The organism is Neglectibacter sp. X4 (assembly GCF_009917365.1).
In the GTDB taxonomy this organism is placed as follows: Bacteria; Bacillota; Clostridia; order Oscillospirales; family Acutalibacteraceae; genus Acutalibacter.
Map to the genome: position 1 here is coordinate 100,292 of NZ_QWLE01000006.1, position 24,978 is coordinate 125,269.

Genomic DNA, 24,978 nt, shown 5'->3' on the forward strand with positions numbered 1-24,978 from the left:
CAGCCTGCCGCAAAGCGTTGTTTTTATTGTGCCATCCGTCAAAATGTAAAAAAAGGAAATACCGCTTGACAAGAGCGGATTTGGATGGTATAATACAACACGTAATTTGCGCGAGTGCTGGAACTGGCAGACAGGCACGTTTGAGGTGCGTGTGTCTTCGACGTACGGGTTCAAGTCCCGTCTCGCGCACCAGCGTTCCGCGCTCCCATGAAAATGGGGGCGCGGACTTTTTTAAGGGCGCGGAAAGTAAAGAGGAACAACGCAGGCGGGTGGGGTGCAGTCCCTATCCGCCGTCAGGCGTTGCATATGGCGGAAAGGAGGGCTTTTATGCCCTTTTGGAAGAAACCGGCGGCAGGCCCGGTGGATTTTCTGGCGGTGGGGCTGGGAAACCCCGGCAGGGAATATGAAAACACCCGGCACAACGCGGGCTTTATGGCCCTGGATTTGCTGGCGGAAAAGCATCATTCGGAAATAAAGCGGATAAAATTTAAAGGCACAGTGGGGGAGTGTACCCTGGGCGGCAGGCGCGCCCTGCTTTTAAAGCCCGGCACCTTTATGAACCTGAGCGGGCAGGCTGTGCAGGAGGCCATGGCCTTTTACAAGCTGCCTCCGGAGCGGGTGCTCATTCTGTTTGACGATATCAGTCTGCCCCCGGGGCGCCTGCGCATCCGCCGCAAGGGCAGCGCCGGCGGCCACAACGGCATGAAGAATATCATCTATCTCTCCGGGTCGGATCAGTTTCCCCGGATAAAAATCGGGGTGGGCCAGAAGCCCCATCCCGACTATAACCTGGCGGACTGGGTACTGTCCAAATTTACAGACAAGGAGCGGGAAGCCCTGGGCACAGCCCTGGAAAACGCCTGCGCCGCCTGCGAGCTTATCGCCAAGGGAGAGCTGGACAGGGCCATGAATCTGTATAATAGCTGAAGCACAAAGGTTTTTGGAGGAGGCATAAGGAAGCCCTTTTCAGGAAAAGGCTCCTTATGCGGAAGCCGGGGCTTTGCCCCAACCAAGGAGGAGCCATGAAATTTCTTTTTAACGCGCTGAAACACTCCCCGGAATATATGAATCTCAGCCGGGCGGTGCGGGCGGGCGCCCTGCCCGGGGCTGTAACAGGGCTTTCCGGGATACACAAATGCCTGGTAATAGCCTCCCTGTGCCGGGAAACCGGGCGCAAGGCCCTGGTCATTGCGGCGGACGAGGGGGAGGGCCAGCGGTTTTCCCAGGACTTAACGGCCCTGGGGCTGCGGGTGGCCCAGTATCCTTTGCGGGACTTTAACTTCCGGGACACAGCGGGAGCCTCCCATGAATATGAGCAGCTTCGGATAGAAGCCCTTTCCAGCCTGCAAAGCGGCCTGTGCGACTGCGTGGTGGCCTGCATGGACGCGGCCCTGCAATACACCCTAGGCCCAGAAGAGCTTTCCTCCCGGCTGTTTGCCCTGGAAGCCGGGGCGCGCCTTTCCCCGGAGGAGTTGCTGGGAGCGTTGGTAAGCTGCGGGTATACCCGGGAGGATCAGATTGAGGGCACCGGGCAGTTTTCCCACAGGGGCGGCATTGTGGACTTCTTCTCCCCCAGCGCCCGGGAGCCTGTGCGGGTGGAGTTCTGGGGGGATGAAATTGACTCTATCTCCTTTTTCGATCCCCAAAGCCAGCGGCGCACAGAGCCTGCGGGCAGGGTGGACTTAGCCCCCTGCGTGGAGGTGCTGCCGAAAAACACCGGAGCGCTTATAAAAAAGATAGAAAAGCTTGCAGCCTCCCTGCGGGGGAAGCGGGCGCCCAAGGCCCGGGAAGTGCTGGAGGGGGAGGCCCAAAAGCTAAAAGACGGACTGCACCTTGGCTCTATGGATAAATTCATCTCCCTGGTGTATGAAAAGCCCGCCACCCTCTTTGACTATTTCCCTGCTGAAACCAGCCTCCTTTTCTTCTCCGAAGGGAATAAGCTGAAGGAGCGTATGCGCACCACTTTGTGGCAGTGGGGGGAGGATGTAAAGGCTTATCTGGAGGAAGGGCTTTTGTGCAAGGGCCTTGACATGTTCTCAGAAACCTGGGAATATGCCCTTTCCCAGGCGGAGCGCACCCCGGCTCTGTTTCTGGACGTGTTCGCCCGGGGCAGCTATGAGGTGCCCACCCGCACCCTTGTAAACATGACGGTGCGGCAGTTCCCGGTGTGGGGCGGGGGCGTGGAGCTGCTTATGGAGGATTTGTCCGCCCTGCTGCGGGAAAAACGGGCCTGCGTGGTGCTTTCCGGCACCAGGCGGGCAGGGGAGGCCCTGGCCCAGGATTTAAAGCAGGCGGGTCTGCCCGCGGCCTATGTGGAATCCCCCTCCACCTGCCAGAAGGGCACAGTCACAGTGACGGAGGGTACCCTCTCCGCCGGGTTCGACCTGCCAAACGCCCAGTTTTCCCTTTTAACCCATGGGCGGCTGGGGGCTGTGAAGCAGAAAAAAAAGAAGCGGGACAAAAACAGCAAGGAAATTTCCTCCCTTTCCGAGCTTTCCCCCGGGGATTATGTTGTTCACGCCGCCCATGGCATCGGCATTTTTGAGGGCATCCACAAGCTGGAGATGAACGGCATTTTAAAGGATTATATCAAGGTGCGCTATGCCAAAAGCGACACCCTCTATGTGCCTGTCACCCAGCTTGACATGGTGAGCAAGTATATCGGCCCCCGGGAGGACGCGGGGGTGAAGCTGCACAGGCTGGGGGGCCAGGAGTGGCAGAAGCAGAAGGCACGGGTGCGGGCGGCGGTGAAGGACATCGCCAGGGAGCTGATACAGCTTTATGCCCAGCGGATGCAGGAAAAAGGCTATGCCTTCCCGCCGGACGGGGAGTGGCAGCGGGACTTTGAAAACCGCTTTGCCTTTGACGAAACAGAGGATCAGCTCCGGTGCGTGGGGGAAATCAAGGACGATATGGAAAAGGAATCCCCCATGGATAGGCTTTTATGCGGGGACGTGGGCTTTGGCAAAACAGAGGTGGCCCTGCGGGCAGCCTTCAAATGCATCACTGCCGGGAAGCAGTGCGCCATCCTGGTGCCCACCACCATCCTGGCCTGGCAGCATTACCAGACCATTTTAAGGCGCATGGAGGGCTTCCCTGTAGACGTGGAGCTGCTGTCCCGCTTCCGCACGCCAAAGCAGCAGGAGGAAATCCTGCGCCGGGTGAAAAGGGGCAGTGTGGACGTGGTTGTGGGCACCCACCGCCTGGTGAGCAAGGACGTGGGCTTTAAAGACCTGGGCCTTGTCATCATCGACGAGGAGCAGCGCTTTGGGGTGGCCCAGAAGGAAAAGCTGAAAACCCTGTGCAAGTCTGCCGACGTGCTCACCCTTTCCGCCACGCCCATCCCCCGCACCCTGAACATGGCCCTTTCCGGCATACGGGACATGTCGGTAATTGAAGAAGCCCCTCACGACCGGCACCCGGTACAGACCTATGTGCTGGAATACGACCAGGGCGTGATAAATGACGCCATTTTCCGGGAGCTGAGAAGGGGCGGGCAGGTGTATTTCCTCCATAACGACGTGGCCTCCATAGAGCGTGTGGCGGCCCGCATCCAGCAGAACGTGCCCCAGGCCAGAATCGGCATCGGCCATGGCAAGATGAACGAGGAGGAGCTTTCCGAGGTGTGGCGGCAGCTTTTAGACCACGAAATCGACATCCTGGTGTGTACCACCATTATTGAAACAGGGGTAGACGTGCCCACTGCCAATACCCTCATCATCGACAACGCCGACCGCATGGGCCTTTCCCAGCTTCACCAGCTCAGGGGCCGGGTGGGCCGCAGCAACCGCAGGGCCTATGCCTACCTCACCTATGCTCCCAACAAGGCCCTGACGGAAATTGCCCAGAAGCGGCTTTCCGCCATCCGGGAGTTTACAGAATTTGGCTCCGGCTTTAAAATCGCCATGCGGGATTTGGAAATCCGGGGGGCCGGGAACATTTTAGGCGGTGAGCAGCACGGGCACATGGAAACCGTGGGGTATGACATGTATATCCGGCTGTTAAGCGAGGCTGTGGGCCTGATGAAGGGGGAAGAGCCGAAGCGCCCGGTGGACGAAGGGTGCCTGGTGGATATGCAGGTGCAGGCCCACATCCCGGAAAGCTATATCGAAAGCCTGAACCTGCGGCTGGACGTGTACAGGCGCATTGCCGAGGTGGAGACAGAGTCCGACGCCATGGACGTGACAGACGAGCTTATCGACCGCTTTGGCGACCCGCCCCCGGCTGTCCAGGGGCTTATCGACATTGCCCTGCTGCGGAACACCGCCTCCCGGCTGGGGATAACAGAGGTGAAGCAGCAGGGGGAGGCCCTCCTGCTGTACGTGGCACAGCTTGACATGGGCCAGGTGGGCGCGCTGATAAAGCTGATGCAGGGCCGGGTGCTGTTAAGCGCGGGCAGCAGGCCGTACCTCAGCGTAAAGCTTCAGGGCAGGGAACCCTTGGAGGCGCTTTCGGAAGTCCTCTCCGCCATGGAAGAGGCAGGCGGCCCTGTTGACAGGGCAGAGGGGAAATGATATACTTTTTGCCAGACTTTCGTGAAATGGGAGGAAAAAGTATCAACATCTTAGCTATGCACAAACTTGTGGGATGCAGCCCTAACCGGATCAGGAGAACTATCTTGAATTTTAGGAGGATGCATCATGGACCATAACGATACGATTCTGGAAACAGAACGGCTGATTTTGCGCCGCTACCGGGAAAGCGACCTGCAGGATCTGTTCGAGTACCTCTCCGACCCGGAGGTGGTGCGCTTTGAGCCGTATAAGCCCAAAACCCTGGAGGAATGCCGGGAGGATCTGGCCTGGCGTGTCTCCACAGAGGAGATGACGGCAGTAGAGCTGAAAGCGGAAGGAAAGCTGATTGGCAACGTGTACCTGGGCAGGCGGGACTTTGAAAGCCTGGAAATGGGCTATGTGTTTAACCGCCGGTACTGGGGCCAGGGCTTTGCCGCTGAAAGCTGCCGGGCGCTTATAGGGCGGGCGTTTGAGCAGGGGGCGCACCGCGTCTTTGCCGAATGCGACCCCCGGAACAGGGCCTCCTGGCGGCTGCTGGAATCTCTGGGCTTTGCCCGGGAGGGATGCCTGCGGCAGAATGTCTATTTTTGGAAGGACGAAAACGGGCGGCCCCTCTGGAAAGACACCTATGTGTACGGGCTGCTGGACAGCCGGGAAAGCGAAAAGCGAAATAAACAGTAGACAACCAGGGCATTTTGCTGTATAATAAGCGGGTACGGCATGTTTTGCCAGAATACGGAATTTTAAAACCTATAATACTGTGAAAGGCATGATACCCATGAGAAATGTTTTGAAAAAAGCCCTCTGCCTGTGCCTGGCCCTGTGCCTGGCGGTAAGCTGTGGGGCCTGCTACAGCGAGGACGATACCTGGGCCGCGAAACACGGCGATGACGTGATGCCCATTGGCGCGTACATCTATTACCTCAGCAGCGCTTACACCGAGGCCGGCAACCGGGTGGCGGCAACCGACAAGATCCTGGAAGGGGAAATTGACGGGCAGAAGTCTAAAGACTGGATGAAGGACAGGGCTTTGGCCTATGTGGGCGCATACTATTTTATCTGCGACAAGTTTGAGGAGCTGGGCCTGGAGATGCAGACCAGCGACCTGACCGCCATTGAAACCGGCGCTTCCACTTACTGGCCCTATTTTAAGAGCAGGCTGGAGGCCATGGGCGTTTCCGAAGAGTCCTTTAAAAAGGCTTATGCCGAGCACAACGTGCGCGCCCGGCTGGTCATGCTGGCCATGTATGGCGAGGGCGGCGAGAAAGAGCTTTCTGAAAGCGAAATGCTGGACTACTACAAAGAGAATTATGACAGCTATGAGTATATGTACGTGTCCAAGAGCAAAATGGACGAAGATGGCAACAGCGTGGCCCTTACAGACCAGGAAAAGCAGGATATGCTGGACAGCATAAACGAGTATGCCGACAAGATCAACAGCGGGGAAACCACCTTCTCGGAAGCGTACACGGATTATTCCTATGAAACCCAGACCACGCCCCAGCATGAAACGCCTGGCGCCGCCAAAAAGAGCGAAATGCACCCCAACATCTCCGGCGCGCTGCCCGACATGAAGGACAATGAAGCTAAAGTGCTTGAGGTGGATATGGGCATCTACCTGCTGCAAAAGCTTTCCCTGGAGGATCGCTTCAAGGAAGTTATGGAGGATGCCACCCAGAAGGAAGACCTGCTGGTGGAAATGAAGGGCAACGAGTTCAACGAGTATGCGCTGGAGCAAGGCAAGGCCCTTAACGGCGTGGAGGTCAATGAAAAGGCCATCGGCCGCGTCAAGGTAGACGATGTGGTGACAGATAAGAACCAGACCGGCGCTTCCGTAGCCCCCTCTTCCAGCGGGGACGGGGAAAGTTCTGCCGCTGAAAGTTCAGAGACTGAGTAAAAATAACCCGCAAAGCGGGCAGCGCCTCCGGCATAGGGCCGGGGGCGCTTTTTGTTCCATCCAAAAGCCTCTGGGAAAAACGCCGAAAAACAAAGGCGGATTTTAGGCGTTTTGTGCAGGAGGCTCATCCGGCCGCCGGGAAACCCAGCTTTCGCGCGGCTGTAGGCGTTTTTTTAAATTGACATTTTTCAGGATTCTACCCAGTATTGCCCTTTACTTTTTCATAGGCGGAGTGTATAATGATAAAGTAATGCGCGCCTAAAATATTCCGTTTTTTTTAGGCAGCCTTTCCGAGCGTCTTTTTCCCGGGAAGGCGGCATAAGCATTCTTTTGCAGGAGGTGAGAAGTTTTGGCAAAAGACACCATGCAGGCCGTAAACCAGGCGGAGCAGGATGCCCGCCAGACGGTGCTGCGTGCCAAAGAGGAAGGCGAACAGCTAGTGGCAAAAGCCGTGGAGCAGGGCAAAGAAGCCATTGCGGGCGCGGTGAAGGAGGCCAGGAAAAAGGCCGAGGTGCTGCGGGGCGTAGCCCGCGCAGACGCGGAAAAGCTGCACGCCCAGTCTGCGCAGGCGCTTGCGGATACCCAGGCAGACCTGCAAGCCAGTGCCGGAAAGGCCCGCGAGAAGGTGGCGGGGGAGATCCGGAAAATCGTTTTGGGGCAGCCCTAAAGGAGGTCGATGCAGATGGCGGTAGTGGAAATGAAGCGTATACATATATATGCGCTGAAAAACAACCGCAAAAAAATCCTGGAAATGCTGCAGCGCAAAGGCGCCGTGGAGGTAAACTCCCCGGACACCGCCGAGGAGCTTTTCTCCAAAACGGACACTGCCTCCGCAAAGCAGACATTTGAAAAGAACGTACAGCTTATTACCAACGCTGTGACGGTGCTGGACAGCTACGCCCCGCCCCAGAAGGGGATGCTCTCCATGCTGGAGGGGCGCACAGCCATCAGCGCCAAGCAGTATGATCAGACCGCCAAAGAGGCCCCGGAAGTGACGAAAAAGGCTTCCCGCATTGGGGCGCTGGGCAAGAAGGTTGCCGACGAACAGGCGGAAATCCTGCGGCTGGAAGCGCAAATTGAGAGCCTTGCCCCCTGGCTGGGGCTGGACATTTCCATGCGCACAAAGGGCACAGGATCCACAGCCGTGTTTATCGGCTCTTTCCCGGAGGAAGTGCCGGAAGCGGATTTAAAGAATAAGCTGGCCCAGGCGCTGCCAAAGGTTTCCTCCGTTACGGTGGAGGTGGTAAGCGCCCAGGCGCAGCAAACCTGCGTTTTCGTGATGTGCCACAGCAGCCACGCAAATGAAGTGGAGGGCGCTTTGCGGGGCATGGGCTTTACGTACCCGGCGGCCCCCTCCAAAAAAGCTCCCGCAGAGCGCGTGGAGGAGCTGAAGGGCCGCATTGGGAATGCCCGGAGGGAGATCGAAAAGGCAGAAGCGGAAATCCGTTCTTTTGCCGGCGACCGGGAGGCCTTGCTCTTTACAGCGGATTATTTCACCATGCGCCGGGATAAATACCAGGTGCTGGGGGAATTGTGGCAAAGCCCCCATGTGTTCTACCTGACGGGCTTTGTGCCCGCTCACATAGCCCCCCTGCTGCAAAAGCAGCTTGAGGAGGAGTATAAAGCTTTTGTAGAGCTGGAGACCCCCTCTGAGGACGAGGACTTGCCGGTGAAGCTGCAAAACGGCTTCTTTGCTTCTGCTGTGGAAAGCGTCATTGATGGCTACAGCCTGCCTGGCAAGTGGGAGGTTGACCCTTCCAAGGTCATGTGCGTGTTTTATTACGTGCTCTTCGGCATGATGCTGTCAGACGCAGGGTATGGCTTCCTCATTGCCCTGGGCACAGCCATCGTGCTCTTAAAGTTTAAAAACATAGAAGCGGGCCTGCGCAAGACCATGCGCATGTTCTTCTTCTGCGGCGTGTCCACAATGTTCTGGGGCGTCATGTTCGGCAGCTATTTTGGCAACGCGGTGGATACCATCGCCCACACCTTCTTCGGATACTATTCGAACATCCCCTCTGTAGACAACATCCCGTCTTTAACGCCGCCCCTGTGGTTCGCCCCGTTAAGCGACCCCATGCGGCTGATGCTGTTCAGCTTCCTGCTGGGCATCATCCATTTGTTCGCCGGCTTGGCCATGCAGATTTACCAGTATGCAAAGCGCGGGAAATATGCCGACGCCCTGTATGATTCGGGCTTCTGGTATATGCTGGTGGGAGGCCTTATCATTGCCCTGGTGGGCAGCGACATGTTCCAGGATATGATGAGCCTGGATTTAGCCATCCCCTCCATCGTCAGCACCATCGCCATTGTACTGGCAGCTATTGGCGCGGTGGGCATCATTGCCACCAGCGGCCGGGAGAGCAAAGGCGTAAAGCGCCTCTTAAAGGGCCTTTACGGGCTTTACGGTGTTTCAAGCTGGCTTTCCGACATCCTGTCCTATTCCCGCCTGCTGGCTTTAGGCCTTGCCACCGGCGTTATTGCCAACGTGTTCAACATGCTGGGCACCATGGCAGGGGGCGGCGTTGTAGGAGCCATCCTGTTCATCCTGGTCTTTATCATAGGCCACGTTCTCAACCTGCTCATCAATTTGCTGGGCGCATACGTGCATACCAACCGTTTGCAGTATGTGGAGTTCTTCGGCAAATTCTATGAGGGCGGCGGGCGGAAGTTCGAGCCTTTTGCCGCTAAGACAAAATACTTTAAGATTACGGAGGAAAAGTAAAATGGACATCTCTAGCTTAGTATTCAATTGGGATCAGTTAGGCATTGTGTTCGCGCTGGCCGGCGCTGTGCTGGCTGCACTCATGGGCGGCATCGGCTCCGCCATCGGCGTTGGCATGACCGGCCAGGCCGCCGCGGGCGTTGTAACAGAAGACCCCTCCCAGTTCGGCAAGGTTCTGATTCTCCAGCTCCTGCCCGGCACCCAGGGCATTTACGGCTTGCTCATCGGCTTCGTCACCCTGACCCAAATCGGCATTCTGGGCGGCAGCGCCGACCTGACCCTGGCTAAGGGCCTGCTGTACCTGGCCGCCTGCCTGCCCATGGCAATTGTAGGCCTGGTGTCCGCCAAATGGCAGGCAAAGGCTGCTGTGTCCTCCATCTCCCTGGTGGCAAAGCGCCCCGACCAGTTTGGTAAGTCCATGATCTTCCCCGCCATGGTGGAAACCTACGCGGTTCTGGCCCTGCTCATCTCCATCCTCTCCATCACCAGCATTGGCGGCCTGTCCGTATGAGGAACCCGCTGAAACCTGAGAGAGAGGAGGGACAGGGATGACCGGACTGGAATCGATCATCAACCAAATCGCGGGAGACGCCCAGCAGGAGGCTTCCGAAATCCTCGCCGGGGCAAAAGAGCGGGCTGAAAAGGCTGCTAAAGAGGCCCAGGAGGAGGCAAAGCGCCAGGCTGACGCCATTTTGCAAAAGGGCGAGCAGGACGCAAAGGACATCCGGGAACGGGCGCAGTCTGCCGCGGAACTTGAAAAACGCAATCAGATGCTTTCCTTTAAGCAGAGCCTCATTGGGGAGGCCATTGAAGAAACCAGGGCTTCCTTGGAGGAGGCTCCGGACAAGGAGTATTTCGACACGCTCCTGCAGCTTTACAAGCGCTTCGCCCAAAAGGGCCAGGGAGAGCTGCGGCTGAACCAGAAGGATTTAAAGCGCCTGCCCGGCGATTTTCTCGCCCGTTTGAAGCAGGCTGTTCCGGAAGCCGACATGCACATTTCCCCTGCGCCTGCCGATATAGAAAGCGGGTTCCTTTTGGTGTATGGGGGCATGGATATCAACTGCACCTTCCGGGCGGTTTTTGAAGATGCCGCAGACGCACTGCGGGACGCTGCCGGCAGGCTGCTGTTCCCGGCATAAATCCCCCTAAAGAAAGGAATTCCCATCTATGAGTGACGATTTTATCTACGCGGTGGCGCGGGTGCGCTCGAGAGAGCTTGCCCTGCTGGGCCGTCAGGACATCGACCAGCTCATGGCCTGCAGGGGGTTCGACGAGTGCCTGCGGGTGCTGAACGACAAGGGCTGGAGCGGCGGCAGCTCTGCCGAAGCGCTGCTTGCGGCAGAGGAGGAAAAGACCTGGGCTTTCATCCGGGAATTGACGGATGACCTGGCGCCCTTCTCCGTGCTGCTGTACCCTATCGACTACAACAACCTCAAGGCTGCGGTCAAGTGCGTGGTAACAGACACCCAGCCCCAGAACGTGTTCCTGAGCGGGGGTTCCATTGACCCCCAGGCGATGGTGCGCTGTGTGAAGGATAACGACTTCACATCCCTGCCCCCCCAAATGGCGGAGGCAGCGGACGAGGCATACCATGTGCTGCTGCAGACTGGCGACGGGCAGTTGTGCGACGTAATCCTGGACAGGGCCTGCCTGACAGGCATCCTCCAGTGCGGCAAGGACAGCAAAAACGAGCTTTTGGAGCAGTATGCCCAGTTGCGGGTGGCTGTCTCCAACATTAAGACTGCGGTGCGCGCCTGCAAAACAGGCAAGTCCAAAGCCTTTATCGACCAGGCCCTGGCCCCCTGCGGCACCCTGGACGTGTCCTCCCTTTCCGCCGCTGCCTGCAAAAGCGTGGAAGATATCTACGGGTATCTTGCCGCCACGCCCTACAGCGGGGCCGCTGAAAAGCTGAAGGAATCCTATTCAGCCTTTGAAAAGTGGTGCGACGATCAGGTAATGGATCTGATTAAAGAGCAAAAGCGCAACCCCTTCACAGTAGGCCCTCTGTTCGCCTATGTATTGGCGCGGCAGAATGAGGTGAACACTGTGCGGATTATCCTCTCCGGCAAGCTTAACGAGCTGGACGACGGGGTTATCCGGGAAAGGCTGAGGGATATGTATGTATAAGATTGGCGTATTAGGCGACCGGGACAGCATTTACGGCTTTGCCGCCCTGGGCCTGGAAGTGTTCCCGGTGTCCACCCCCGAGGACGGGGCCAGGGCCTTGCGGAACCTGTGCGATCAAAACTATGGCATTGTGTATATCACCGAGGCCATGGCAGAAGAGCTGGCTCCCGAGCTGGAGCGCTGCCGGGAAAACCTGCTGCCCGCCGTTATCCCCATCCCCGGGGTGCATGGCAACACAGGGCTTGGCATCAATATGGTGAAGCGCTCGGTAGAGCAGGCCGTAGGCTCTGATATTATCTTTAACCAAAAATAAGCTGTACAATAAAATCATCGAGAAACGGGTGATCGAGAAACATGAGTAAAGGCACTATCAAAAAAGTGGCCGGACCTCTCGTCATCGCCAAGGGTATGCGCGACGCCAACATGTTCGACGTGGTGCGCGTCAGCGACAGGCGCCTGATTGGCGAGATCATCGAGATCCATGGCGACGAAGCCTCCATCCAGGTTTACGAGGAGACTTCCGGCCTTGCCCCCGGGGCGCCTGTGGAATCCACCGGCGAGCCTATGAGCGTGGAGCTGGGGCCTGGCCTTATCAGCAGTATCTATGACGGCATCCAGCGCCCCCTGGACGATATTATGAAGGTTGCGGGCAACAACCTGTCCAGAGGCGTGGAAGTCCCCTCCCTAAAGCGGGACGCCAAGTGGGAGTTTGTGCCCGCCATGAAGGCCGGCGACGAGGTTTCCGGCGGCGACATCATCGGCACTGTGCAGGAGTCTGAAATTGTCTCCCACAAAATTATGGTTCCCCCTGGCATTACAGGTACCATCAAGGAGATAAAAGGCGGCAGCTATGTGGTCACAGACACCGTCTGCACCGTCACCACCAAAGACGGCAAGGACGTGCCGGTAACCCTGATGCAGAAGTGGCCTGTGCGCCGCGGCCGTCCCTACAAGCAGAAGCTGTCCCCCGACATGCCCCTGATTACAGGCCAGCGGGTGGTGGATACTTTGTTCCCCATTGCAAAAGGCGGCGTGGCGGCTGTGCCCGGCCCCTTCGGCAGCGGCAAAACTGTTGTGCAGCACCAGCTTGCCAAGTGGGCTGAGGCCGACATCGTGGTTTACATCGGCTGCGGCGAGCGCGGCAACGAGATGACCGACGTGCTCAACGAGTTCCCCGAGCTGGTTGACCCGAAAACAGGCCAGTCCCTGATGAAGCGCACGGTGCTGATTGCCAACACCTCCGACATGCCTGTGGCGGCCCGGGAGGCCTCCATCTACACCGGCATTACCATTGCCGAATATTTCCGCGACATGGGCTATTCCGTAGCCCTCATGGCCGACTCCACCTCCCGCTGGGCAGAGGCCCTCCGCGAGATGTCCGGCCGTCTGGAAGAAATGCCCGGCGAAGAAGGCTACCCTGCTTATCTGGGCAGCCGCCTGGCTCAGTTCTACGAGCGCGCGGGCCGCGTGATGACCTTGTGCTCCGGCGACCGGGAAGGCGCCCTGTCCGTTATCGGCGCTGTATCCCCTCCCGGCGGCGACATTTCCGAGCCTGTCTCCCAGGCCACCCTGCGCATTGTCAAGGTGTTCTGGAGCCTGGACTCCTCCCTGGCCTACAAGCGGCACTTCCCTGCCATCAACTGGCTTACAAGCTATTCCAACTACATGGACACCATGCAGGATTGGTTTAACCAAAACGCCGGGGAGGACTGGATCGAGCTGCGCAACAAGCTGATGCGTCTTCTGCAGGACGAGTCCGAGCTGGAAGAAATTGTGCAGCTTGTTGGCATGGACGCCCTCTCCGCCCCTGACCGCCTGAAGCTGGAAGCCGCCCGGTCTATCCGCGAGGACTTCCTCCATCAGAACGCCTTCGATGATATCGACACCTACACCTCCCTGGAGAAGCAGCATGACATGATGCAGCTTATCATTGCCTACTATGAGAAGGCCGCCGAGGCTTTAAGCGAGGGCGCCGATATCAACACCCTGATAGACCTGCCTGTGCGGGAACAGATTGGCCGCTTCAAGTACACAGAGCCTGAGAAGGTGAAGGAAGTCTTTAATGAGGTTTCCAAGCAGTTGGAGCAGGAACTTTATGACGCCAAACAGGCAAAGGAGGAATTCTGATGCCCAAGGAATATAGGACGATCCAAGAGGTTGCCGGCCCCCTGATGCTGGTGCGCGACGTGGAAAACGTGGCCTATGACGAGCTGGCGGAAATTGAGCTGTTTAACGGCGAGAAGCGCCGCTGCAAGGTGCTGGAGATTAACGAGGGCAACGCCCTGGTGCAGCTTTTTGAAAACTCCACCGGCATCAACCTCTCTAACTCCAAGGTGCGCTTTTTAGGCCGCAGCATGGAGCTGGGGGTCAGCGAGGACATGCTGGGCCGCGTATTCGACGGCCTGGGCCGGCCCATTGACGGCGGCCCGGACATCCTGCCCGACCGCCGGGCAGACATCAACGGCCTGCCCATGAACCCCGCCGCCCGCAACTATCCCCAGGAGTTTATCCAGACCGGTGTTTCCGCCATCGACGGCCTGAACACCCTGGTGCGCGGCCAGAAGCTGCCCATCTTCTCAGCCTCCGGCCTGCCCCATGCCCAGCTTGCCGCCCAGATTGCAAGGCAGGCCAAGGTGCGCGGCACCAATGACCCCTTCGTGGTTGTGTTCGCCGCCATGGGCATCACCTTCGAGGAATCCAACTTCTTCGTGGAAAGCTTTAAGGAGACAGGGGCTATCGACCGCACCGTTATGTTTGTGAACCTGGCAAACGACCCTGCCGTTGAGCGTATCGCCACCCCCCGCATGGCCTTAACCGCCGCGGAGTACCTGGCCTTTGAGAAGAATTACCACGTGCTGGTTATCCTCACCGACATTACAAACTATGCCGACGCCCTGCGCGAGGTTTCCGCTGCCCGTAAGGAAGTGCCGGGCCGCCGGGGCTATCCTGGCTACATGTATACGGACCTGGCCCAGATGTACGAACGCGCCGGGCGCCAGAAGGGCAAGAATGGATCCATCACCATGATTCCCATTCTGTCCATGCCGGAAGACGACAAGACCCACCCCATCCCCGACCTGACCGGGTACATCACCGAGGGCCAGATTATCCTGAGCCGCGAGCTGTACCGCAAGAATATTTCCCCGCCCATCGACGTGCTGCCCTCCCTGTCCCGTCTGAAGGACAAGGGCATCGGCGAGGGCCGCACCCGGGCTGACCACGCCGCCACTATGAACCAGCTCTTCGCCGCCTATGCCCGAGGCAAGGAAGCGAAGGAACTGATGGTGGTGCTGGGCGAAGCTGCCTTGACGGAAATTGACAAGCTGTACGCCAAGTTTGCAGACGCCTTTGAGACAGAATATGTCTCCCAGGGCTATGAATCCAACCGGGACATTGAGGAAACCCTGGACTTGGGCTGGAAGCTTCTGTCCATCCTGCCCAGAGGCGAGCTGAAGCGTATCAATGACAAGTTCCTCGACCAGTATTACGGAAAGGTGTGATGACCCTTGGCCGGCACACAAGTGAATCCCACCCGCATGGAGCTGACGCGCCTGAAAAAGAAGCTGGCAACCGCCACCCGGGGCCACAAGCTTTTGAAGGATAAGCGCGACGAGCTGATGCGCCAATTCCTGGACAAGGTGCGGGAAAACAAGCGCCTGCGGGAACGTGTGGAAGAGGGCATAGGGGCCGCCAACAAGAATTTCCTTCTGGCCCGGGCTGGGATGCAGGATCAGGTTTTAAACACCGCCCTGCTTGCCCCCAAGCAGCGTGTCTCTCTGGAGAGCGAGGCCGAAAACGTGATGAGCGTGGAAATCCCCAAGTTCACGTTTAAGACCCGCACGCCGGATCAGAACGACATCTTTTCCTATGGCTTCGCCTTCACCTCCAGCGATCTGGACGGTGCGGTGCAGTCTTTGGCAGACGTGTTCCCCGACATGCTGGCCCTGGCCGAGTGCGAGAAGGGCTGCCAGCTTATGGCGGTGGAGATTGAAAAAACCCGCCGCCGGGTAAACGCCCTGGAGCATGTGATGATTCCTGAACTGCAGGCAAACATCAAATACATCTCCATGAAGCTGGACGAAAACGAGCGCTCTACCCAGATCCGCCTGATGAAGGTCAAGGACATGATGCTCAAGGAAGCCCATGGCTATGATGACCCTCTGAACTAAAAGTATAAGCTGTACAAAGAACCGGGCAAAGGCAGAAACCGCCTTTCGCCCGGCTTTTTTGTGCAGTGAAGAGGGATTTGCCCATGAAAAAGCCCCCCGGAATCCGGGGGGCTTTCTGCAGGCAATATAGTAAATGCACGTGAAAATCGGTACATCCAGATTTTCACGTTGAGCGGCTGAACTGCCTATACCAGCCGCCAGCTTGACAGCCTGACTTATTCGTCTGCCATTATAAAACTACATACCGTTCCTTTCGCAGAACCGGGTGAGGATAGCCGCGGCCTGGGCGCGGGTGGCGCTGCCCTTGGGGGCCAGGGTGCCGTCGTCCATGCCGTTAATCAGCCCGCAGCCCACAGCCCAGTGCATGGGGGATTCCGCAAAGGAGGCCAGCTTCTGGATGTCCGGGAACCGGGAAAGATCAGCCCAGTCGGAAACGTCATAGCCCTTCATCACAGCATAGCGGTGCAGGATGGTGACAAACTGTTCCCGGGTAATAATGTGGGTGGGGCCGAAGCGCCCGTCCCCATAGCCCTCCACCAGCTTGTTGGCGGCGGCCCAGGCCACAGGCTGTGTATACCACTGCCCGGCAGGCACGTCTGTAAACTTGCTGGAATCTGCCGCCGGAGAGCCTTCCAGCCTGTGCAGGATGGTGACAATCATGGCCCGGCTGGTGGCAACCCCAGGGGAAAAGTGGGTTTCATCCATTCCCTGCATCATGCCCCGGTCGTATACATATTGAACCGAGGCGTAAAACCAGTCCTTTTCCTTCACATCCGTGAAGGGCAGGTAAACATTACCCGCTGTGACGAATATGGCCTCCAGCTTCACAGCGCTGCCGGGCATCCGGAAAGTGTACTGCCCGCTGCCCATGTCCAGAATGGCAACCGGCTGGCCCTTGCTGTCTGTCACCAGCAGGGAGCCTAGCTTATATCCGGCTTCCGGCTGGACGTACACTGTGACCACCTGGTTCTCCCGGGCCGCCTGAAGCACCTGGTAGGAGCCATGGGGGGCCTGGGGGGCTGTGATGGGGTGGCTTTCCCCAAAGGGCAGGTCAGGGGATTCGCTGTCTGTAGACTGCACCACCGGCACCTCTGCCAGGGAAAGGTTCTCCACGCCCCCTGCTATATCCTGGGAGTCCAGCAGGGCCACTTTGGCCCGCTCCGGTATCACCCCCATGCCGTTTGCGGACAAGCCCCCCAGGGTAAGGGCAGAGCCGCTGTTCAGGGCCAGAGGGGAGGCCAGGTATACGGTAAGGGTGGTCTGTCCCTGGCTGTGGGTAACCGCCGCGGCGTGCCTCGGGCTGTAGGCCAGGGGGTCGGCGGGGGTGAGGGACACCTGGGAGGCTTCATAAGAGCCTGCCAGGGTAACCTCCAGTTGTACGCCGTAAATGGTTTTGCCGCTTTCCAGGCCGCTAAGCCCCAGCACCACAGCGCCCTGGGCTGTCTGGCGGTAGGTGAGGGAAAGGCCGGCGGCTGAGGCAGGCAGGGGCAGGACGCTGAGCAGGCAGGCCCAGCAGAGCAAAAGCGCCCCCAGCTTCTTGCATTTTTTCATGGATATGTCCTATCCTTTCTCATATAAGTAAAGTACTCTTGCGGGAAATGAGGCTCGCCTTACGCCAGCCGGATGACAGGCAGGGTATCGCCGCCAGGGCTTTGCGCCCAGAGTGTCTGGGCGGTGGTGCGCTGGCCCCCGGTTCCGTCCGGGTTATCCTTGCGCACCATCTCCACCATAATCTGGCTGGGCAGCAGATTCACCCCGTCGCAGTGGGTGGCTCCCTGCAGCTCCGCCTCTTTCTGGACGTTGGGCACGAAGATGAACAGCCCGTCGCTGATATCGCTTACCTGCTTGTCCTCCGGAATCTCCGCAAACAGCAGGGCATAGCCGTCCATGTCCCGGATTTCCTCCGACACCACCACCTGCTCGCTGCCGCTGGCATTGGTAACGGCCTGGGTTTTGGTAAATTTCCCCTTCAGCCGCAGGGTGTTGTATACGGGATCCCCCCGGTAGGTGCCGGCGATGATTAAAGTCCCGGCAGGGATAACGTCGCCTGTGCCGTCCCCATAGCGGTAATCAGATTCCAGCCTGCCCATAAAGCCCCCCTGGTCCTCCAGGAAGGACACGTCGTCCCCGGCATAGCTGATAAGCTGGATGTCGGACGAGGCCATGGCAGCGGGAATGCCGGTAATTGTAACAGTCTTTGCGTCATAAGTCCACACCCGGGTGTCTGTGCTGGAGGTGCCGGGCTTGTTGAAATAGGTGAGATAGCTGTTTCTGTCGTCCACAGCCTGGTTGCCGGTGGAGAAGTTCCCCTCCCGGGCCTTTACAGACTTGCCCCCGGCCTGGGTGACTGTCACCGTATAGCTGCCGGAAGCGGGACGGCTGCTGCCGGTAAGCTTGATGCCGGAAACGCTTGTCTCGCTGCGAAGGGTAAAGGTGACAGTGCTGCCGCTGCGCGTAACAGTGTAGTCAGACGCAGGTACGGTTTTGTCGTAGGCAATGCGCACCTGCCCGGCATTTGCCCTGCCGATTTCATTGCCAAGGGTGTTGTACGCCGTTACCGTATAGGTAAAGGCCAGATGGTTTCCAGAGCCAATCACGTCTGTGTATACAGCGCTGCCCCCGGTGCTGGGCACAAAGGCAATGGCCTTGCCGTCCCGCTGTATCTCATAGCCCTGCAGGTTCCGGACATTGGGAGGCGTGATGACAATTTGGATTTCCGTGTCGCTGCCCGCCCGTTTAGCGGCAGAGGCAGAGAAGCTGGCTGTAGAACTGGAAACCCCGTTTAGCCTGTCCCGGCGGCTCTGGTCGTTTAAGTACCAGACAGCCCGGGTTTCCGCCGGATAATCTGAAAGCTTTTCCTTCACAGCGCTGCTTAAATCCAGGCCCCAGCGGGTGAAGAACGCCGTCAGGTTCCGGTTTGCCACCCCGGAAGCGGTGAGGGCCAGCTTTTCATCATAGGTGGGGGAGGCAACGCCGTCTGTATAGGTGCCGGCCTTCCAGGCCTTGAAGAACCTGTTGTAGAAGTCTGTGGGGGACTGGTTGTCATAGGCCAGATGAAGCTGCCAGTACATGCCAAGCTGCACGAACACGTCGTTGGAAGCGCCGGGCAGGCCCTGGGCTGTCTTGTTGAAGATGCCCTGGTATTTCCCGCTGGCCTCCAGGCGGGAGCGCAGGGTGCCCTGCTTCCCGTCATAGGTCTGCACCATTAAAGAATACAGGTTGTTGGTAATTTCCGCTTTGCCCAGCTTGTCCATGTTGTGGCCGATTTCATGGGCAATGCCCCAGCCGAACAGGCTGTTGGCAGCAGCGCCGGAAGGCAGGCTTGCAATGGGGGCGCCGCCGCAAAGCCCGGCAGAGGAGCCGTATCCCACGCCGATGTGGCTGCCAGCCGCATACATGAAAGCACCGGAGAACATCTGCATACACCGGATGTTCTGCCGCGTCTGCATGGTGTTGCCGCTGTATGCGCCGTCAATGCCCTGGGTGGTGTTGCAGATGTACATCACGTCCTCCCAGGCCAGGACGGAGTTATAAAGGGCCTCTGCCAGGCCGCTTGCGGGGGCGCTGTTTTTCACAGCCAGGGCAGGCAGGGACAAAAGCATGGTGGGGGTGGAAATTTCCGTCACATTCAAGCATTTCGTGGTCTTGTTGCTTTCCGTCACCCCGGCTTTGCCTATATAGCTGTTCAGCTCTGCCACATAGTCGCTGATAACCTGCTTCCGGGCAGGTTCCGTCATGGAATACCAGCCGGAAAGCTCCAGCACAGGGATGTCTGTGGCCCTGCGCACATGGAGGTTTATCAGGTGGGGACTGGCGCCTCCATAGCTTATATACAGGCTGCCGCCCCGCTCTGTGCTCTGGCTGCCGATTTTCGGAACCGTAAGGGTGTTGCGCCCGTTTTCCAAAGTGCCTGCCAGGGCGCGCCAGGTGGAAGCCTCGGCGTTAAACTGGGTGGCATATACGGAAACCTTCTCCCCGCTGGGGATGCCGGAGGCATAGATAGTAATTTCCTGGTTTGCCTTGGCAGCCACGCCTAAAGGCTGCAGTTCGCTGCCAGACTGCTTGTGCTTCTGGCTGTCCGCGCTGGCGCTGCGGGACTGTATCCCTTCCACCACCACGCCGGTGCTTTGCCCGGAAAGCAGCTCCTGGGCCAGATCCAGCTCATCCTTCAGGGTGGCGGTGTCCAGGTAATAGAAGCGCTCATCGCTGTTTAACCGGGTGCGCAGGCTGTTTATCTGCTGCAGGGTCACCCCGGAGCGCAGCCGGGTGCGCAGCTCGTTTGCGAACAGGGCGCTTATCTCGTCCGGCAGGCAGTGATCGGGATCATATTCCATAAACAGCAGCTCAGAGCAGCTTACAATATTATACCCGTCCTGCTCCACCGCCACGCTGATCTGGATAACCTTTTTGGCAGGCCCGAAGGGCAGGATGGCAAATTTCGAGGTGGGGATGGCGCTCTTGTTGGGAATGGTGGGCCAGGTGAAAACATCTCCGCCGGCAGTGCCGCCGTTACTGTCTTGGCCGCCCTTTGCGGGATCCGGCACCAGCAGGTGCCCTGGGCCATTCACGTTTTCCCCTTCATACCAGACCTGGACGCTGTAAGCCCGCAGGAACCGGGGATAGTTGCCGTCCAGCCGGGGGGACCAGAGCACAGCCTGCAGATCCACAGGCTCCTTAAAGGTGGTGATGACATGCTCGTTGCCATACCAGTTGGCGGCTGTCCAGTGGGTGCGGTAGTCCCCGTCAATCATGTTCTCAGGTTTAAAGGGCTTGTCCGCCGTATATTCCTTGCCGGCATAGTTTCCCGGCGCCCCCAGCTTAATGCTGGCTATCTTCCCGGCGTCCAGCAGCCCGGAAGAGGGAAGGCCCTCGGGACGGTCGTACACAACGGCCTTGGGGGTGCCCTCTGAAATGCGGGAAGCCCCGCTTTTCCCAACCTCGTTGCCCGCCACCACATAAAGCTGGTAAGGGGTGCCGTTTTTCAGGCTGGAGATGGTGGCGCTGGTGGCGCGCAGGCTGCCGCCCACCTGCTGGTAAGCGGCGGAGGCGTTCTTCTCCTTGTAATATACCTCATAGAAGGTGGCGGCTTTTGAAGCCTTCCAGGAAATGCCTAAAGCCCCTTCCAGCTCGGTAACCTGCACCATGTCCGGCGCGTCCGGCTTTTTGCTGGGCTGGGGCGTGGCCTCCACTGTGTCGGAGGGATCCCCTGTCCAGCCTTCGGCGGTGGGGGTCACCTGGAACTTATAGGCCTGCAGGTTGTCAAGGCCCGTCACCTCCGCATAGGGAACAGAAGCCTGCACGCTCCTGCGGTTGCTTTCCTTCCCCACAGGCCAGAAGTCCACCCGATATCCGGTAACATTGGGCAGCTCCCGCCATTTCAGGGTGACCTTCTCGTGGCCCGCCGCCGCTGTCAGCCCTGTAACCTGCCGGTTAGGGGCCACAGGGTTTTCCGGCACAATGTCCTTTAAAAACCGGATGGTTTCCACAGTCACATAGCCGTCCGGGGTTTTGCTGACAGAGATGGTAACTTTCTTTACAGGCACCCGCTTGCCCAATTCCAGGGTGATGGTGCGCAGGCCGTCGCCGCGGCCTATGGCATAAACCCCGGCGGGCAGGGCGGCGTTAAAGGACAGCGGCTCGCTGGAGCCGTCTGTATATTCCACAGTGGCGGTGCCTGTTTCCAGGCCGCCGTTTTCCGGCGCGTCAATGGTGATTTGGGACATTTCCACCGGGCTGCTGCCAAAGTCAATGGGCAAATCCAGGGTGTTCCCGGCAGACGCCAGGCTGACGCTGCGGCCGTTGTCTGTGAAAAGGTCGGACAGGCTCCCGCTGGAAGCGGAGGCCCCCAGGGAGGTGAGGGCGGCTATGTTCACAGGGGGAGACAGCAAGGCTGTGTTCTTCACCTCCGCAGCGCCTGTTGCCTTGATGTTCCGGGTGACATAGGCCAAATCTGCCAGCCCCACAGCGCCGTCCCCGTCCAAATCATAGGTGGGATACTGGCTGGGATCCGTGGAGGCAAGCCGCTGGGAAAGCAGGTCCCGGTCAATCTCATTCACCCGCCCGTCCCGATTAAAGTCCCCCAGGGTGAAGGTGGTGTCCCCGGTGCCGAGAATCAGGTGCTGGGAGTAGTTTTGCAGCACGATGTTGTGGGAATAGCTCTTATACCCCAGGCCCGAAAAGGCTAAGGTATAGCTGCCCTGGGGCAGGCCGCTGACAGACAGCGTGGCATACCGGGGCCAGCCTGTGCCGTCCGGGCCGCCGTCAGCGTTTTTCAGCTCCACCTGTGCCGGATACCCTCCCACAGAAAAGCTGTTTGTTTCCCACAGGGGCAGGGCACCAAGCTGCCTGCCGTTTTGAAGCAGGACAGCCTTCACGTCGTGGTTTTGCAGGGCAGAGCGCTTTTGGGCATAGTCCAGGCGCAGGGTGGCCTGAATTTCCCCCAAAGCGGGGACAGCCTCTGTCAAAGGCTTTGTTTCGATTTCCTCCTGGCTTTCCAGGGCCAGGGCAGGGCAGGCACAGGAAAGGGCAAGGGCCAGTGCCAGCGCCAGGGAAAGAATGCGTGCGGAAAATTTCATAGGTTCAGCTCCTTTTCCAAACAGGGATTATGTAAAGTGACAAAGAATCATGCCGCCCCACGAGAGGCGGCGGAACACCTGTTCTGTATGGAATATTATAGCAAATCCCCCCAGATAAAGGCAAGCTGTTTTTCCCAAATTCTACAGAAAATCTGTCTTTTTCTCCTGAAATCCCCCAGGCGGAAAAGCGCGCCGGGAAAACCCTTATGTAAATTCTTCCCCTATGCCTTGCTTTTACAGGCCCGCCATGCTAGAATACAGGAAAAGGGACGCGGCCCGGATGGAGAGCCCGAAAAGAAATACCATTATAATAAAAGGAAGTGTCAGCAGTATGAGTTCCAAGGTCTATTTTTCCAAAACCATCACCCCCGAAAAGGTGCTGGAGCTTTTCAAGCTTCTGCAAAAGGATCTGCCCGGCAAAACCGCCATTAAGGTGCATTCCGGCGAGGTGGGCAACCAGAATTTCCTGCGCCCCGATTTCTGGAAGCCTGTAGTGGACTTTGTAGACGGCACTGTCACCGAGTGCAACACCGCCTATGACGGAGAGCGCAACACTACGGAAAAGCACCTCAAGGCCATCTCCCTTCATGGCTGGGATGAGTATTTCGACTTTGACCTGCTGGATGCGGAAGGCCCGGATCTGGAGCTGGACATTCCGGACGGCCTGCAAATCAAGAAGAACTATGTGGGCAAAAACCTGAAGAAGTACGACTCCCTCTTGGTGCTGTCCCATTTCAAGGGCCATCCCATGGGCGGATACGGCGGGGCTATCAAGCAGCTTTCCATCGGCGTGGCCTCCTCCTTTGGCAAGGCGTATATCCATGGCGCCGGCAATCCCGACGAAATCTGGACTGCCGACCACGATTCCTTCCTGCGTTCCATGGCAGACGCGGCTGCCTCTGTGGTGGAGTTCTTCCATGGCAACGCCGCCTATATCAACGTAATGAAGAATATGTCTGTAGACTGCGACTGCTGCGCTGTGGCAGAGGATCCCTGCATGAAGGATATCGGCATCCTGGCTTCCCTGGATCCCATCGCCATCGACCAGGCCTGCCTGGATTTGGTGTATGCCGCCAAGGACGATCCCGGCCAGGCCCACCTGCTGGAGCGCATTGAAAGCCGCAACGGCGTTTTGACCATCGAAGCCGCCGCCAAATTGGGCTACGGCACCCGGGAGTATGAGCTGGTAGAAGTGGAGTAATTCCCGCTGCCTTTTGTGCGTTTGCAGGAAAATGGCAAGGCCCCCATCCTTAGCTTTTGGCGGGATGGGGGCTTTCGCATATCTGTCCAGAATAGGCGAGCGCAGGTGAAAAATACTGTGCAAAGGGGAGAAACCCTTTTGAAAACAGGGGAAAAGGGTTACAAAACAGAAATTTTTTGAATGTCAGACCCATAAAAGCTGCAAAACAGGAGACAGGGGGCTTGGTAGAATGTATGCCCGAAACTCCAGCAGCACCAAGACATTTGTGCAAATTTCCTATTGAAAGCCGGGCGAAATCTCAGTATAATAATGTACACGGAAAAAGAGAAATGCAATTTCCCATCCTGGAACTTGCATTTCCCGGCTTCCCGCTCCGGGGCGGCTGTCCCGGGGACATTCTTTTGAGAAAGAGGGCCAGAAAATGAAGAAACGGCCCCCGAAAAGGAAAGGTGATAGGAAATGAAGAAGAGATTATTCGCATTGGGGCTTGCGCTGCTCATGGTTGCGGCCTGCCTTGCCGCCTGCGGCGACAGCAGCTCCTCTCAAGCAGACCAGCCTGCCAGCACAGGTTCTTCCCCTGAAAGCACCGGCGCGGCTATTAAAATCGGCGGCACCGGGCCCCTTACCGGCGGCGCGGCGATTTACGGCAATGCCGCCAAAAACGGCGCCCAGATTGCGGTGGACGAAATCAACGCCCTGGGGGGCCTGCAGTTCGAGCTGCGCTATGAGGACGACGTACACGACCCCGAAAAGGCTGTTACCGCCTACAACACCCTGAAGGACTGGGGTATGCAGGCATTCCTGGGTTCCGTTACCTCCAAGCCTGCTGTGGCCACCTCCACCGAGGCCAATAACGACCACATTTTCTTCCTGACCCCCTCCGCCTCCTCCACAGACGTGCTGGGCGGCGTGGAGAACCCCCTGACAGAAACAGTGGAAATCCCCCGCAAGGACAACATCTTCCAGATGTGCTTTGTGGATCCCAACCAGGGTTCCGCCTCTGCCCAGTATATTTACGACCAGAAACTGGGGGAGAAGGTAGCTGTTATCTATAAGAACGATGACGTATACTCCACCGGCATCTATAATTCCTTTGCCAGCAAGGCCCAGGAGCTGGGCATTCAGGTGGTGTCCGCCACCACCTTCACCGACGACACCTCCACAGACTTCTCTGTGCAGATTGCCGACGCCAAGGATAATGGCGCAGACCTGGTGTTCCTGCCCATGTACTATGAGGCAGCTTCCATGATCCTCATCCAGGCCGATTCTGTGGGGTACAAGCCCCAGTGGTTCGGCGTGGACGGCATGGACGGCATCCTCACCCTGGACGGCTTCGACACCTCCCTGGCGGAAGGCGTTATGCTGCTGACCCCCTTTAACGCCGACTCTGACGACGAGGCCACCAGTAAGTTTGTCTCCACCTACAAGGAGCAGTTTGGCGACGTGCCCAACCAGTTTGCCGCCGACGCCTACGACTGCGTGTGGTCTATCTATAACGCCATCAAGGACGAGGAGATTGCCGCTGATATCTCCGCCTCCGACCTGTGCGACAAGCTGATTGCCAAGTTCACAAGCGCAGATTTCTCCTATAACGGCCTTACCGGCGAGAACATGACCTGGGATGAGACAGGCGCTGTCAGCAAGTCCCCCAAGGGCATGGTAATCCAGGACGGCGTTTACGTGGGCCTGGACTAGGGCTTGTTTGAAAAATCGCAAACACCGTCTTTTTGTCCAAAACGTGCGTTTTCTGTGTTGGAAATCCTCGACAGG

At 58.1% G+C, this 24,978-nt stretch carries 17 protein-coding genes and 1 tRNA gene; 16 read left to right on the forward strand and 2 right to left on the reverse strand.

The annotated features are described in order from the left end of the window. Positions 1–108 precede the first annotated feature (108 nt). From D1841_RS05100 to D1841_RS05165, 14 genes are all read left to right on the forward strand, one after another. Positions 109–192: transfer RNA gene (locus D1841_RS05100), tRNA-Leu, on the forward strand. A gap of 135 nt (positions 193–327) precedes the next feature. Beyond that, on the forward strand, positions 328–927 hold the full coding sequence (pth, locus tag D1841_RS05105) for an aminoacyl-tRNA hydrolase (RefSeq protein ID WP_160641577.1): 600 nt from the start codon (positions 328–330) through the stop codon (positions 925–927). A gap of 95 nt (positions 928–1,022) precedes the next feature. Beyond that, positions 1,023–4,514, forward strand: coding sequence for a transcription-repair coupling factor (mfd, locus tag D1841_RS05110; protein ID WP_160641578.1), 3,492 nt, complete (start codon positions 1,023–1,025; stop codon positions 4,512–4,514). 126 nt (positions 4,515–4,640) lie between these two features. Beyond that, complete coding sequence (locus tag D1841_RS05115) at positions 4,641–5,195, forward strand: GNAT family N-acetyltransferase (RefSeq protein ID WP_160641579.1); 555 nt, start codon at positions 4,641–4,643, stop codon at positions 5,193–5,195. Positions 5,196–5,292: 97 nt separating this feature from the next. Continuing rightward, a complete protein-coding gene (locus tag D1841_RS05120; RefSeq protein ID WP_160641580.1) occupies positions 5,293–6,411 on the forward strand; it encodes a peptidylprolyl isomerase in 1,119 nt (372 codons plus the stop codon). A 349-nt stretch (positions 6,412–6,760) separates the two neighbouring features. Beyond that, complete coding sequence (locus tag D1841_RS05125; protein ID WP_160641581.1) at positions 6,761–7,078, forward strand: hypothetical protein; 318 nt, start codon at positions 6,761–6,763, stop codon at positions 7,076–7,078. A gap of 15 nt (positions 7,079–7,093) precedes the next feature. Then, the gene (locus D1841_RS05130; RefSeq protein ID WP_160641582.1) at positions 7,094–9,136 is read left to right on the forward strand and encodes a V-type ATP synthase subunit I; all 2,043 of its coding nucleotides are present in this window, start codon (positions 7,094–7,096) and stop codon (positions 9,134–9,136) included. A 1-nt stretch (position 9,137) separates the two neighbouring features. Then, the gene (locus tag D1841_RS05135; protein ID WP_160641583.1) at positions 9,138–9,647 is read left to right on the forward strand and encodes a V-type ATP synthase subunit K; all 510 of its coding nucleotides are present in this window, start codon (positions 9,138–9,140) and stop codon (positions 9,645–9,647) included. A gap of 37 nt (positions 9,648–9,684) precedes the next feature. Continuing rightward, positions 9,685–10,275 carry a V-type ATP synthase subunit E gene (locus D1841_RS05140; RefSeq protein ID WP_160641584.1) on the forward strand — a complete coding sequence of 197 codons (591 nt, stop codon included), beginning with the start codon at positions 9,685–9,687 and terminating at the stop codon, positions 10,273–10,275. A 28-nt stretch (positions 10,276–10,303) separates the two neighbouring features. Beyond that, entirely contained in the window at positions 10,304–11,263 is a 960-nt protein-coding gene (locus D1841_RS05145) for a V-type ATPase subunit (RefSeq protein ID WP_160641585.1), read from the forward strand. Beyond that, positions 11,256–11,576, forward strand: coding sequence for a V-type ATP synthase subunit F (locus D1841_RS05150; protein WP_160641586.1), 321 nt, complete (start codon positions 11,256–11,258; stop codon positions 11,574–11,576). Before D1841_RS05145 ends, D1841_RS05150 begins: the two co-directional genes overlap by 8 nt. A gap of 41 nt (positions 11,577–11,617) precedes the next feature. Beyond that, positions 11,618–13,390, forward strand: coding sequence for a V-type ATP synthase subunit A (locus tag D1841_RS05155; protein ID WP_160641587.1), 1,773 nt, complete (start codon positions 11,618–11,620; stop codon positions 13,388–13,390). Beyond that, entirely contained in the window at positions 13,390–14,763 is a 1,374-nt protein-coding gene (locus D1841_RS05160) for a V-type ATP synthase subunit B (protein ID WP_160641588.1), read from the forward strand. The genes D1841_RS05155 and D1841_RS05160 overlap by 1 nt, the downstream gene beginning before the upstream one ends. A 6-nt stretch (positions 14,764–14,769) precedes the next feature. Beyond that, entirely contained in the window at positions 14,770–15,432 is a 663-nt protein-coding gene (locus D1841_RS05165; protein ID WP_160641589.1) for a V-type ATP synthase subunit D, read from the forward strand. A 237-nt stretch (positions 15,433–15,669) separates the two neighbouring features. Here D1841_RS05165 and D1841_RS05170 read toward each other — a convergent pair whose 3' ends face one another. Then, a complete protein-coding gene (locus D1841_RS05170; RefSeq protein WP_160641590.1) occupies positions 15,670–16,983 on the reverse strand; it encodes an S-layer homology domain-containing protein in 1,314 nt (437 codons plus the stop codon). Positions 16,984–17,042: 59 nt separating this feature from the next. Next, positions 17,043–22,007: a M60 family metallopeptidase gene (locus tag D1841_RS05175; RefSeq protein ID WP_160641591.1), complete on the reverse strand. Its 4,965-nt coding sequence runs from the start codon at positions 22,005–22,007 to the stop codon at positions 17,043–17,045. A gap of 331 nt (positions 22,008–22,338) precedes the next feature. On the opposite strand from D1841_RS05175, the gene D1841_RS05180 reads away from it, so the two are divergent. Both D1841_RS05180 and D1841_RS05185 read left to right on the forward strand, forming a co-directional pair. After that, positions 22,339–23,208, forward strand: coding sequence for a DUF362 domain-containing protein (locus D1841_RS05180; RefSeq protein ID WP_160641592.1), 870 nt, complete (start codon positions 22,339–22,341; stop codon positions 23,206–23,208). A 459-nt stretch (positions 23,209–23,667) separates the two neighbouring features. Continuing rightward, on the forward strand, positions 23,668–24,903 hold the full coding sequence (locus D1841_RS05185; protein ID WP_160641593.1) for an ABC transporter substrate-binding protein: 1,236 nt from the start codon (positions 23,668–23,670) through the stop codon (positions 24,901–24,903). The last annotated feature ends 75 nt before the right edge of the window (positions 24,904–24,978 follow it).

What these genes read in the sequence shown, in the direction of transcription:
- D1841_RS05115 (WP_160641579.1), top strand. Translation starts at nt 4,641, where the DNA reads ATGGACCATAACGATACGATTCTGGAAACAGAACGGCTGATTTTGCGC.
- D1841_RS05150 (WP_160641586.1), top strand. Translation starts at nt 11,256, where the DNA reads ATGTATAAGATTGGCGTATTAGGCGACCGGGACAGCATTTACGGCTTT.
- D1841_RS05135 (WP_160641583.1), top strand. Translation starts at nt 9,138, where the DNA reads ATGGACATCTCTAGCTTAGTATTCAATTGGGATCAGTTAGGCATTGTG.
- D1841_RS05160 (WP_160641588.1), top strand. Translation starts at nt 13,390, where the DNA reads ATGCCCAAGGAATATAGGACGATCCAAGAGGTTGCCGGCCCCCTGATG.
- D1841_RS05145 (WP_160641585.1), top strand. Translation starts at nt 10,304, where the DNA reads ATGAGTGACGATTTTATCTACGCGGTGGCGCGGGTGCGCTCGAGAGAG.
- D1841_RS05140 (WP_160641584.1), top strand. Translation starts at nt 9,685, where the DNA reads ATGACCGGACTGGAATCGATCATCAACCAAATCGCGGGAGACGCCCAG.
- D1841_RS05130 (WP_160641582.1), top strand. Translation starts at nt 7,094, where the DNA reads ATGGCGGTAGTGGAAATGAAGCGTATACATATATATGCGCTGAAAAAC.
- D1841_RS05120 (WP_160641580.1), top strand. Translation starts at nt 5,293, where the DNA reads ATGAGAAATGTTTTGAAAAAAGCCCTCTGCCTGTGCCTGGCCCTGTGC.
- D1841_RS05180 (WP_160641592.1), top strand. Translation starts at nt 22,339, where the DNA reads ATGAGTTCCAAGGTCTATTTTTCCAAAACCATCACCCCCGAAAAGGTG.
- D1841_RS05170 (WP_160641590.1), bottom strand. Translation starts at nt 16,983, where the DNA reads ATGAAAAAATGCAAGAAGCTGGGGGCGCTTTTGCTCTGCTGGGCCTGC.
- D1841_RS05155 (WP_160641587.1), top strand. Translation starts at nt 11,618, where the DNA reads ATGAGTAAAGGCACTATCAAAAAAGTGGCCGGACCTCTCGTCATCGCC.
- pth (WP_160641577.1), top strand. Translation starts at nt 328, where the DNA reads ATGCCCTTTTGGAAGAAACCGGCGGCAGGCCCGGTGGATTTTCTGGCG.
- mfd (WP_160641578.1), top strand. Translation starts at nt 1,023, where the DNA reads ATGAAATTTCTTTTTAACGCGCTGAAACACTCCCCGGAATATATGAAT.
- D1841_RS05185 (WP_160641593.1), top strand. Translation starts at nt 23,668, where the DNA reads ATGAAGAAGAGATTATTCGCATTGGGGCTTGCGCTGCTCATGGTTGCG.
- D1841_RS05175 (WP_160641591.1), bottom strand. Translation starts at nt 22,007, where the DNA reads ATGAAATTTTCCGCACGCATTCTTTCCCTGGCGCTGGCACTGGCCCTT.